The following is an 11,723-nucleotide window of genomic DNA, read 5'->3' on the forward strand; positions in this document are numbered from 1 at the left end:
AGGATGTAAGTAGAGTTATATATAAAAAGAAAAGAGGTTGAGTTTATGCATTTAACAAAAAGTACGGAACAGGCAATCTGTATAATGGTTATGTTATACCTTCAAGATAGGCATGTTTTCTTGAATTCTAAGGAAATTAGCCAGCGTTTAAATATTTCTCCAACATATCTGAAAAAAATTATGAGAAAATTGGTTGTCAATGATTTAGTAAAAGCTAATACAGGTATTGGTGGGGGATATAAGTATAAATCTAATAAGAAAGTTACTTTATACGATATATATGTGGCGCTTAATGATGAAGTAGAAATTTTTGCACTAAAAACAGATTATGTTTCAAAAATTTTCGAGGGAGCTCTAGCAGTAGACAAACGTTATGGCAAATATCTAAAAAAAGTAAATACAGTCAATAAAGCTATAAAGTCTTCTTTAGAGGATATTACAATAGAAAACTTAGTTGAGGATATTTTAGAAGAAAATGCTAAAATAAGACTAGATTGGAATAATTGGGAAGATGAATTTGAAAGGGTAAATGTCTTCTTTAAAGGATAAAAAATGGGGCTGATCCAAAAGACCTAAAATTTAACAAAGTTCTTATGAGAACTCATAGGCGAAGTGGTTTATTGATATCTAAATTTGCTTTATAAAAGCTTTTTAGATATCTAATGAACTTTGCGGGAGTGACTCGACAAAATCGATTTCTACGAAATCATGATTTTGTCGAGTCACTCCCATTTTTTATTATAAAGCCGATGAGAATGCTTCGATAAATTTATCTATATTTTCAAAGTCTTCGTCTGTATCTGCTTCAATTTCAATTTTAAGGTTTTCTGTAGGGTTAGTTGCACCAGTTTTAGCAATTTGCTCGTCGAATTGATCTACACAAGCGCAATATTCATCATAAATTGTGTCACCAGTACCGATAACTCCATAGATTTTTCCTTCATAGTTCTTGTCAGCAATCGCTTCGAAAAATTCTTCCATTTCCTCCGGTAGCTCTCCTTCACCATATGTGTATGTAGCTACGATAAATGCATCCGCATCATCAAGAAAATCAAAATCTTCCATATCTTCGATAAATAATTTTTCTATTTCTAATCCTTTTTCTTCTTCGAATTTTTCAATCATTAAATCAGATAACATTTCAGTATTACCTGTTAAACTCGCATAAACTAATTTAATATTCAAAAAAATCCCTCCGTTCTATGTATATATAAATGATAACTATTCCTTATTATAACGTATAAGAAAAGTTAAGTAAACAAAAACATTTTATAATATTTATTTTGAGCAAAACTATTGAAAATTTATGAAAATTGTAGTTTAATTTTATTATAATTTTCATTTTGGAGGTACAGTATGGAAAAAGGTTCAATTCTTTTCCATTCTATCTGTAGTATGAGTGAAATTTAATATTAAAATTTTACAAAATATAAATAGAAGATGAGTAGTATACTCATTTGGAGGATAGAAAATGGAAAACAAATTTACATTTTTTGAGAAATTTATTATGATTTCTACAAAAGAGACTTTATTATTTTTATTAGTGCTTTTTGGATTATTTTACTTTATGTATTACCTAGCACAAAAAAGAGTTAGTTCTTCAAAACGTACTTTATTATCAACAGCAATTGGTTTACTTTTAGGAATTGCTATTCAAGCATATTCAGGATTCAGTGATGAACCAATGAAAATTAAATATGTTGCTGAGATTACTACTTGGTATTCACTATTCGGTAATGGTTTCATCGATTTAATTAAGATGTTGATAATTCCATTAGTACTTGTGTCAATAATTAATGTTATTGTTAATATTAATGCAAATACTGATGTTAAAAAACTAACACGTTTAACACTGATTATTACATTAGGGATGGTAGCGATTAGTTCAATCGTTGGATTTGTAGTATCTTCAGTATTTAAGCTTGGAAGTAGTTCTATTGTATTAGGAAACGGAGAAAGTAAAATTAAAGAAGTGAAGAATGTTGTAACAATTATTCGCGAATTAATTCCTTCGAATCCAATCAAAGCAATGGTTGATTTTAATGTTATTGGAATAGTTATCTTTGCAATGTTTATAGGTTTAGCAGCAAGATATATTCAAAATAAAGATGAAAACAAAGTTAAGACTTTTATTGATTATATCGCCAACCTACATGCTATAGTTTCTCGTATGACAGTCCTAGTAATTAGATTACTACCTTATGCAGTAATTCCATTATTAGCTAATACAATCGCGCAAAGAGGATTAAAATCAATTAAAGATGTATTACTATTTATCGCTTTACTATATGTAGCCGTAGTAATTCAATTCATTATTCAAGGATTATTCTTAGTTTTACATGGTGTTTCACCAGTTACATATTTCAAAAAAGCAAGTAAACCTTTAGTTTTAGCATTTACATCACGTTCAAGTGCGGGTACTTTACCTCTAACTATTAGTACATTAACTAAAGAAATGGGTGTTAACCAATCAACAGCTAACTTTGTTGCTTCATTCTCATCTACAGCAGGAATGCAAGGATGTGCCGGGATTTATCCGACAATGTTAGTTGTGTTCTTAGCTAATGCAAATGGAATTGCAATAGATGCAACATTATTTATTATGACTGTAATTGTTGTAACATTAGGTTCTGTGGGTATTGCAGGTGTTCCGGGAACAGCAATTACTGCCGCTTCAGTTTCAGTAAATGGAGTAGGTTTCGGTGCATTATTTAATCAAATTAACCCAATCTTAGCAGTAGATCCAATCTTAGATATGGGACGTACTTGCTTAAATGTTAGCGGTGGTATGACAAACTCAATCATGGTGGATAAGCATTTAGGATTATTTAGTAAAGAAAAATTTAATAAGTTTGATAAAGTAAAAGAATAGATGAATTAATCGCAGTATGAAAAGTACTGCGGTTTTTTACTTTATTATATATTTAGTTTGTTATATATGTATATCATTAGTTTTTTTGTTCGCAATATGATAATATAATAAAGGTAAAAATTTAGTAATATATCAAAATTTTGGTCAAAGCATTATTTTGCAATTACGTTAAAATATATGGAGGTACTATGACTGAATTTTTAAAAGAATATGATGTTATTGTAATTGGAGGAGGACATGCCGGAATTGAGGCAGCACACGCCGCTAGTAGAAAAGGTGTTAAAACTTTAATGATTACAATTAACCTAGATACTATTGGTTTTATGCCATGTAACCCAAGTGTAGGAGGACCGGCAAAAGGTATTGTTGTTCGTGAAGTAGATGCACTTGGTGGACTTATGGGACGTGTAGCAGATAAAACTAATATTCAAAGTAAAATGTTAAATACTGCAAAAGGTCCAGCAGTTCGTGCATTAAGAATGCAATCTGATAAGGTAGAATACCAACTAGAGATGAAGAGAATCTTAGAAGATACTCCAAACTTAGATATTGAGCAAGCGATGGTACGTGAACTTATAATTGAAGATAATAAAGTGGTTGGTCTAAGAACTATGCTAGGTACAGCATATAAAGCTAAGACAATAATTATCACAACGGGTACTTACTTGCGTGGTGAAATTGTAATTGGAGATATTAAATATTCTTCAGGACCTAACCATCAGATGCCATCTATAGATCTTGCAAAGCAATTAGAAGAATTAGGTTTTGATTTAGTTAGATTTAAAACTGGAACACCACCAAGGGTTAATGCTGATAGTGTAGATTTTTCAAAAACAGCAATTCAGCCAGGTGATGATGAAGAGCATGCATTCAGTTATGAAACTACAGAATTTGTGAAAGATCAGGTTCCTTGTTGGTTAACTTATACTAATACAAGTACACATGAAATTATTGATAAAAACTTAGGGCGTTCAGCAATGTACTCTGGAGTTATTAAAGGAACAGGACCAAGATATTGTCCAAGTATTGAAGATAAATATGTTCGTTTTAATGATAAGGAAAGACATCAACTTTTCTTAGAACCAGAGGGAAGAAATACGAAAGAAATCTATGTGCAAGGATTATCAACGTCATTACCTGATGATGTACAACGTGACATGGTACGTAGTATTGCGGGACTTGAGAATGCAGTGATTATGCGTAATGGTTATGCAATTGAGTATGATGCTGTAAATCCAACAACACTTTGGCCAACATTAGAAACAAAATTAATCGACGGATTATTTACAGCTGGTCAGATTAATGGTACAAGTGGTTATGAAGAAGCTGCAGGTCAAGGAATTATGGCGGGAATAAATGCGGCATGTAAAGTCCTAGGTGAAGAGCCGATGATACTTGGTCGAGATGAAGCATATATTGGAGTGCTTATTGACGACTTAGTAACAAAAGGAACAAACGAACCATATAGACTTCTAACATCAAGAGCAGAACATAGATTACTTCTACGTCATGATAATGCAGATATGCGTTTAACGGAAAAAGCTTATAACTATGGCTTAGTAACTGAAGATAGATACAATAAATTCTGCGAAAAACGTAGTATGGTAGCTGATGAAATAGAAAGACTTAAGACTTTTAGAATAACTCCAACAGCTGCAACTTTAGAAAAATTAGGAGAGTTAAATAGTGCAGAAATTCGTGATGGAATTTTAGCTATTGATATGCTAAGACGTCCCGAATTATCTCATGCAAATGTACTTTATTTAGCAAATGACGAAACAGTATTACCTAAAGACGTAGTAGAACAAGTTGAAATCGAGGTTAAATATGAGGGGTATATTAAAAAATCTATTCAACAAGTTGAAAAACTAAAAAAAATGAATGAGATGAAAATACCTACAGATCTGAATTATGATGATGTACCAAGTTTAGCTTTAGAAGCAAGGGAAAAACTAAAAAAAGTTTTACCATTAACGATTGGACAAGCATCTCGTATATCAGGAGTTAATCCAGCGGATATTTCTATTCTATTAGTATACTTAGAACAAAGAAGAGGTATGAATAATGAATAAAGAGCAGTTCTATAATGCTGTGAAAGAAAAGGTAGGTATAGAATTATCAGAACTTCAGAAAGAGCAGTATAGTAAATACTATGATTTAGTTGTAGAATGGAACCAAAAAATAAATCTTACAGCTATTACTGAAGAAGATGAGTTCTATACAAAACATTTCTTTGATTCAATTTCATTAGCATTTTATAAAGATTATTCAAGTATTGAAAGTATTTGTGATGTGGGAAGTGGAGCAGGATTTCCGTCTATTCCATTGAAAATATTATACCCAAATTTAAAAGTTACTATTGTTGATTCTTTAAATAAACGTATTAAGTTTTTAAATCTAGTTAAAGATGAACTTGGGCTTACTGATTGTAATTTTGTTCATGCAAGAGCGGAAGAATTTGGACAAAATAAAGAATACAGGGAAAGTTTTGAAATAGTAACTGCTAGAGCTGTAGCAAGATTAAATGTATTAGCTGAGCTTTGTTTACCATTAGTTAAGAAAGATGGTTACTTCTTAAGTTTAAAAGCTCAAAAAGCTGAAGAAGAGACTAAAGAAGCAATAAATGCTATAAAACTTTTAGGTGGAAAATTAGAGCAAGATCTTGAATTTGATATTGAAGGTGAAGAAAGACATATACTAGAAATTCGTAAAGCCAAAGAAACACCTAATAAATATCCAAGGAAAGCTGGTACACCGAATAAAAAACCATTACTATAGAATATATAAAAGTATAGAATATATAAAAGTATAGAATATATAAAAGGAGAATTTTGTAGTTATATCTGCAAATTCTCCTTTTGTATATACTTTAATAGAATAAAAAAAGAAAAAAGAAAGAAATTTTCAAAAAATTCTTTACTTTTGTTTGATTTTATATTATTATATTTATTATATTAAAAACAAACAAGAAAAAGGAGGATATATATGTCAAAAAGAGTAAAGGATTTTCTTAATATTATTTTAAACGGAACTGCCTTAGGAGTCGTTGCAGGATTAATCCCAAATGCTGTTTTAAGTACATTGTTTAAGTACTTAGGAACTCTATTTGCACCGAATGTATTCACTACACTTTCACAAGCGATGTATTTATTACAATTTTCTGTACCAGTTTTAGTTGGTGTAATTGTAGGGCAAAGTTTAAAATTTAAACCTTTAGAGTCATCAGTATTAGGTGCTACGGTCTTAGCAGCAAGTGGATCATTAACTTTTAATGCTCAAGCAAAAGCGTGGACTGGAGTTCCGATGGGAGATTTATTTAACGTAATTTTAATAGCGGCAATTGGAGCATTAGCGATAAGTTATGTTAAAGATAAATTTGGAGCTGTTACAATCATTTTCTTACCGATAACTGGAGGATTAGTAGCAGCATTAGGATTAGTAACATTACCTTATACAAAGAGTTTAACAAAACTATTAGCGTCATTAATTTTTGAATTCACAACATTACAACCAGTATTAATGTGTATCTTAATAACAATGGCATTCTCATTCTTAATCGTAACACCTGTATCTACAGTAGCGATGGGATTAATTTTATTCACGAATGAGAACTATGTTGGTGCGGGAGCAGCAACATTAGGATTAGTTTCTGCAGCTGCAGTACTGGCAATTGGTACTTACAGAGCTAACAGTAAAGGGGCAAGTGTTGCTATCCTATTAGGAGCAATTAAACTTATGATGCCAAACTGTGCACGTAAGCCACAATTATTCCTTACTATCTTAACAACAGCAGCAGTTACAGGTTTATCTGGATACTTCCTAAAAATTCTTGGAACACATGAAAGTGCAGGATTTGGAATTATCGGATTAATCGGACCTACAAAATCATATGCAATGAATGGTGGAAACTTACTTCCGATTTTATTAGCATTCTTTGTAATTCCGTTTGTAGTTGCATTCTTAGCTGATAGACTTTTTTCAGATGTATTAAAATTATATAAACCTGAAGCATATAAACCAGAAAACTTATAATTACATTAAAAGATATTCGAATTTATTTCGAGTATCTTTTTTATTTTAAAAATATAGAGATAACGTTGACAAAGTAATTTTGTAATTATAAAATTGATAGTAGAAAATATATTAAGGAGAATGATTATGAAAATTTTATTTGCAGGAGCAGGAGCGCTAGGTTCAAGATTTGGCTATATGTTGTTTAAAAATAAAGAGGATGTGACCTTCGTTGATACTTGGGAAGAACATGTTGAAAATATAAAAAATAAAGGATTGAAGGTTATTATTGATGATGTTGATTTAGGAAACTACTATATTCCTATTTATAGACCAGAGCAGATTTCAGGGAAGTTTGATATTATATTTGTAGCTACTAAATCAATGCAGTTAAGGCCGATGTTAGAAAGTGTGAAACATCTTTTACACGAAGATACTAAAATAATTTGTATATTAAATGGTCTTGGGCATGTTGAAACACTAAAGGATTATGTGAAAGAAGAAAATATTTTAATTGGTGTTACGGTTTGGACTAGTGGTCTTGGTGGACCAGGAATATTGGAAGCTCATGGAACAGGGAAAATAGAATTAAAACAGGTTAAAGAAGTTAATCTAGAAAGAACACTAGCTTTAGTGGAAAGATTTAACGATGCTGGATTAAATATTAAGTATTCAGCCGATACCTATCAATCAATCTGGCATAAAGCAGGATTAAACTGTGTATTAAATACTTATTGTACATTGATTGATTGTAATATTAATCAGTATGGAAGTTATGATAAGAATTTAGAATTGACGAGAGCAGTTTTGAATGAGGTAACAGCAGTTGGTAGAGCAGAAGGGATAGATGTAAAGCAGGAAATTATAGAAAATAATATAAAAAACTGTTTTCCACTTGAAACTGCTGGAGCTCATTATCCATCATTATATCAGGATATGAAAAATGGACGTTTAACAGAAATTGATTATTTAAATGGAGAAGTATCAAGATTAGGGAAAATACATAATATTCCAACACCTGTTTGTGATGTTATTACATTAATGATTCACTCTAAGGAGTTCATCAATAATAATAAATAATAGTATTATAAAAGGGATGCTAAAAGGCTCTAAGTAGAGAAATATCAATGTTTTACTTGTATTTTTCTGTCAAAAAAGGTATAATAGTTCGTATGTTCAATTTGTCTATTTTGAATAGGAGGAAAAGATATGTCATTAGAAATTAATAATGAATTTGGTCATGTTTCTATAAGTGATGATGTTATTGCATCAGTAGCTGGTGGAGCAGCTGTAAGTTGCTACGGAATTATAGGAATGGCTAGTAAAAATCAAGTTAAAGATGGAATTACAGAAATTTTACGTAAAGAAAATTACGCAAAAGGAATTAAAGTAAAAAAAGATGAAGATAAACTTGTTATTGATTTATATATAATTGTTATGTATGGAACAAAAATTTCAGAAATAGCTAACAATGTTCAATCTTCAGTTAAATATCAAATAGAAAAAACACTAGGTGTTAAAGTAGATGAAATTAACATTTACATTCAAGGCATCAAGGTAAATAAATAGGAGGAAAGATAGTGGAGAAAATTAACGGACTTGTTTTAGCTGAAATGATCGACTTAGGATCGAAAAATTTAGCTAAAAATGCAGAAAAAATAAACGCATTGAACGTTTTCCCTGTACCAGATGGTGATACAGGAACAAATATGAATCTTTCGATGTCATCAGGTGCAAAAGAAACAGCTGCAAATGTTGTTGAAAACATCGGTGAATTAGGTAAATCTTTTTCTAAAGGTTTATTAATGGGTGCACGTGGAAACTCTGGTGTTATCCTTTCTCAACTATTTAGAGGGATGTCTCAACACATAGCTGATAAAAAGGAAGTTAATGCAAAAGAATTTGCTGAAGCTATTCAAAATGGTGTAAGTATTGCATATAAAGCGATAATTAAACCTGTAGAAGGAACAATCCTAACAGTTGCACGAGAAGCTGCAGAAGCAGGGATGAAAGCAGCTGAAAATACTACTTCTGTAGTGGAAGTAATGGAAGCTATATATGCTGAGGCGCAAGCATCACTAAAAAGAACACCTGAATTATTACCAATCTTAAAAGAAGTTGGTGTAGTAGATTCAGGAGGTCAAGGTCTTGTTTGTGTATATCAAGGATTTGTTGCTGCACTAAAAGGTGAAAAAATCGAAGGTTTAGAAGCGGTAGAAACTAATGTTGTTGACATGCAATTCGAAGATGATCATGATATGGACTTCATGAATCCTGAAGATATAGTATACGGATTCTGTACAGAATTCACTGTACGTCTTGATAAAGAGAAAAAAGAATTTAATGAAGATAAATTCCGTGAAGATATGAGTAAATTTGGAGATTCATTATTAGTTATTTCTGATAGTGAGTTTGTAAAAATTCATGTTCACACAGAAACTCCAGGGGATGTGTTCAACTATGGGCAACAATACGGAGAACTTATCAAAATTAAATCTGATAATATGAGAGAACAACACCGTGAAGTTCTTAGAAAACAAGAGGCAAAACAAGCAACTGCTCCAAAAGAACTTAAAGAACAAGCGATGATTTCTATTTCTATGGGAGCTGGATTAAGTAAAGTTTTAACTTCAATGGGAGTAGATTATATCGTAGAAGGTGGACAAACGATGAATCCATCTACTGAAGATATTATGAAAGCTATAAAAGAAGTTAACGCTAAAAATATCTTTATTTTCCCTAATAACAAGAATATCCAACTTGCAGCAAAACAAGCTGCAGAGTTAGCAGAAGAAAATGTTTTTGTTGTTGAAAGTAAAACAGCACCTCAAGGGCTTGCTGCGGTAATGGTATATAATCCACAAGCATCTGCTGAAGAAAACTTTGCAAATATGCAAGAAGTTTTATCTACAGTAAGTACTTTAGAAGTTACCCATGCTGTTCGTGATACTAATATTGAAGGTGTTGAAATTAAGAAAGATGAATTCATGGGAATTAGAAATGGTAAAATTGTAGTTTCTAATCTATCACTTAATACAGTATTAGAAGAATTATTAGAAAAATCACTTGATGAAGATTCTGAAATTGTTACACTTTACCTTGGTGAAGAAAGTACCGAAGAATATACTGATTTCTTAGAGCAATTAATCGAAGAGAAATATCCTGATGTAGAAGTAGAACTTATTGAATCAGGACAACCAGTATATCCATATATTATTGGGGTTGAATAATAATTAAATGTTAAATTAAAAAAGTAGCATTAGTCTAAAATAGATTAATGCTACTTTAAAGTTGATAGAGTAAAATATCAATATACTAATCATAAGGCATTAAAGTAAAATAGATTATGATTGGAAAGGAGAAAACATGGTTGATATAATTATTGCATTATTATTAGCTGCAGGTGCGTACTTAGGATACAAACGTGGGTTAATAATGCAAATTTTTTATCTAGGAACAATTGTAATAGGTTATGTAGTATCAATGTTATTCAGTTCAAGATTAGCATATTTATTTACAAGTATGATACCAATTCCAACTGATGTTACAGATGGTTTAGAAGGAATATATAAAGGATTAAATATTCCAACTGCATATTACCGAATAGTGTCATTTATTGTATTGTTTATTGTAATTCGATTAATAATACAAATACTAGCACAAACATTAGGAGTTGTTAGAAAATTACCATTAATAAAAATAACGGATAGATATTTAGGGGCTATTTTAGGATTTGTAGAAATCTATTTAATAGTTTTCGTAGTATTATATCTAGTAACAGTATTGCCTACACCAGACTGGAAGATAGCGATATTCAAAGATTCAGTGTTACCAGACTATATAATACAAAACACACCGGTGTTATCTAAACAGTTTATTAGTTTATTCTTTAATAAATAATTGAAAGAATCGGAGTACGTAAAGTACTTCGATTTTTTGTAAACTTAAACCAGATTATGATTTTAATCGAAAGAAATTGTTTAATGCTTGTATTTAGTGTATAATAGTTTGTGTTATAAAAAGATAAAGCATGAAAATATAGATAGAAGGAGTGAGATTAGATTGAATAAAATTACTCAAAAGAAACTTAATTTAGACCTAGTTTTAAAAGATATAGAGAAATATTGTTTTTCAGAGTTATCTTATGAAAAAATAAAAAATTTAGAATATATAACAAATTATGAGAAGTTAGTAGAAGTTCATAAAGAAAACGAAGAAGGATATGACTTACTAAGAAAATATCCAAATGAATTCAAATTAAAAATATTTGATTATAATGCTAGTGTTAAGAAAGCTAAAATTGATAGTGTCCTTTCAGAAAAGGAACTCTTCCATATATTAAGAAATATTATAACTTATGATAGATTTTCTAGAAGATTTGAGAATATTAAATTACAAGAACACTCTTCATATCCAAGTATAACAAAATATGTAGTTAAACTAGATGATTTTAGTGATCTTGAAAGATATCTAGATAGGATAATAGATGAGGATGGTTATATAAGACCAGACGCTTCGTTAGAACTGAAAAATATTAAAGTAAATATTTCTAAGTTAAAAAATAAAAGTGATCAAATTTTAAAAAATATCTTACGTTCAAATGTTAAAAAATTAACGGAAGCAATTGTTACGAAGAGAAATGACCGTGACGTTATTTTAGTAAAACCAGAATATAAAAATGATTTTGGTGGAATTATCCATGACGAGAGTGCTTCGGGTAATACTTTTTATGTTGAACCAAAAGAAAACGTAGAGATTAATAATGAAATTGGTATACTGAAACGCAAAGAAAGAGAAGAAATACTTAGAATTTTAAAAGAGGCTTCTGAAGTCATTAAGG

Annotated in this window: 10 protein-coding genes and 1 pseudogene; 10 read left to right on the forward strand and 1 reads right to left on the reverse strand. The window is 30.5% G+C overall.

The features are described 5' to 3' along the window. Positions 1 to 45 precede the first annotated feature (45 nt). Positions 46 to 549: an Rrf2 family transcriptional regulator gene (locus RWQ74_RS05705; protein WP_314397314.1), complete on the forward strand. Its 504-nt coding sequence runs from the start codon at positions 46 to 48 to the stop codon at positions 547 to 549. A 189-nt stretch (positions 550 to 738) separates the two neighbouring features. Here the strand turns inward: RWQ74_RS05705 and RWQ74_RS05710 are convergent, their stop codons facing one another. Beyond that, the gene (locus RWQ74_RS05710) at positions 739 to 1,185 is read right to left on the reverse strand and encodes a flavodoxin (protein WP_314397315.1); all 447 of its coding nucleotides are present in this window, start codon (positions 1,183 to 1,185) and stop codon (positions 739 to 741) included. Between the two features lie 286 nt (positions 1,186 to 1,471). Between RWQ74_RS05710 and RWQ74_RS05715 the strand changes: the two genes are divergently transcribed. The 9 genes and pseudogenes from RWQ74_RS05715 to RWQ74_RS05755 all read left to right on the forward strand — a co-directional run. Beyond that, complete coding sequence (locus RWQ74_RS05715; protein WP_314397316.1) at positions 1,472 to 2,872, forward strand: cation:dicarboxylate symporter family transporter; 1,401 nt, start codon at positions 1,472 to 1,474, stop codon at positions 2,870 to 2,872. Positions 2,873 to 3,060: 188 nt separating this feature from the next. Further along, the gene (gene mnmG, locus RWQ74_RS05720; RefSeq protein ID WP_314397317.1) at positions 3,061 to 4,944 is read left to right on the forward strand and encodes a tRNA uridine-5-carboxymethylaminomethyl(34) synthesis enzyme MnmG; all 1,884 of its coding nucleotides are present in this window, start codon (positions 3,061 to 3,063) and stop codon (positions 4,942 to 4,944) included. After that, complete coding sequence (rsmG, locus tag RWQ74_RS05725; RefSeq protein ID WP_314091159.1) at positions 4,937 to 5,650, forward strand: 16S rRNA (guanine(527)-N(7))-methyltransferase RsmG; 714 nt, start codon at positions 4,937 to 4,939, stop codon at positions 5,648 to 5,650. Before mnmG ends, rsmG begins: the two co-directional genes overlap by 8 nt. Positions 5,651 to 5,857: 207 nt before the next feature. Continuing rightward, positions 5,858 to 6,904 carry a PTS sugar transporter subunit IIC gene (locus RWQ74_RS05730; protein WP_314397318.1) on the forward strand — a complete coding sequence of 349 codons (1,047 nt, stop codon included), beginning with the start codon at positions 5,858 to 5,860 and terminating at the stop codon, positions 6,902 to 6,904. Positions 6,905 to 7,030: 126 nt separating this feature from the next. Then, on the forward strand, positions 7,031 to 7,963 hold the full coding sequence (locus RWQ74_RS05735; protein WP_314397319.1) for a ketopantoate reductase family protein: 933 nt from the start codon (positions 7,031 to 7,033) through the stop codon (positions 7,961 to 7,963). A gap of 129 nt (positions 7,964 to 8,092) precedes the next feature. Then, positions 8,093 to 8,452, forward strand: a complete 360-nt coding sequence (locus RWQ74_RS05740) for an Asp23/Gls24 family envelope stress response protein (RefSeq protein ID WP_003144659.1) — start codon at positions 8,093 to 8,095, stop codon at positions 8,450 to 8,452. Between the two features lie 11 nt (positions 8,453 to 8,463). After that, positions 8,464 to 10,113 (forward strand): DAK2 domain-containing protein, encoded by a 1,650-nt coding sequence (locus RWQ74_RS05745; RefSeq protein WP_314397320.1) that lies wholly within the window; start codon positions 8,464 to 8,466, stop codon positions 10,111 to 10,113. Between the two features lie 136 nt (positions 10,114 to 10,249). Beyond that, complete coding sequence (locus RWQ74_RS05750) at positions 10,250 to 10,783, forward strand: CvpA family protein (RefSeq protein WP_004264291.1); 534 nt, start codon at positions 10,250 to 10,252, stop codon at positions 10,781 to 10,783. 162 nt (positions 10,784 to 10,945) lie between these two features. Next, positions 10,946 to 11,723 (forward strand): annotated as a pseudogene (locus RWQ74_RS05755) (endonuclease MutS2); the annotation flags it as partial.

Origin of the sequence: uncultured Gemella sp., assembly GCF_963525165.1 — a bacterium.
GTDB lineage: Bacteria > Bacillota > Bacilli > Staphylococcales > Gemellaceae > Gemella.

Excerpts from the sequence above, each read along its gene's own strand:
- RWQ74_RS05750 (WP_004264291.1), top strand. The coding sequence starts at position 10,250 with ATGGTTGATATAATTATTGCATTATTATTAGCTGCAGGTGCGTACTTA.
- mnmG (WP_314397317.1), top strand. The coding sequence starts at position 3,061 with ATGACTGAATTTTTAAAAGAATATGATGTTATTGTAATTGGAGGAGGA.
- RWQ74_RS05705 (WP_314397314.1), top strand. The coding sequence starts at position 46 with ATGCATTTAACAAAAAGTACGGAACAGGCAATCTGTATAATGGTTATG.
- RWQ74_RS05740 (WP_003144659.1), top strand. The coding sequence starts at position 8,093 with ATGTCATTAGAAATTAATAATGAATTTGGTCATGTTTCTATAAGTGAT.
- RWQ74_RS05730 (WP_314397318.1), top strand. The coding sequence starts at position 5,858 with ATGTCAAAAAGAGTAAAGGATTTTCTTAATATTATTTTAAACGGAACT.
- rsmG (WP_314091159.1), top strand. The coding sequence starts at position 4,937 with ATGAATAAAGAGCAGTTCTATAATGCTGTGAAAGAAAAGGTAGGTATA.
- RWQ74_RS05735 (WP_314397319.1), top strand. The coding sequence starts at position 7,031 with ATGAAAATTTTATTTGCAGGAGCAGGAGCGCTAGGTTCAAGATTTGGC.
- RWQ74_RS05715 (WP_314397316.1), top strand. The coding sequence starts at position 1,472 with ATGGAAAACAAATTTACATTTTTTGAGAAATTTATTATGATTTCTACA.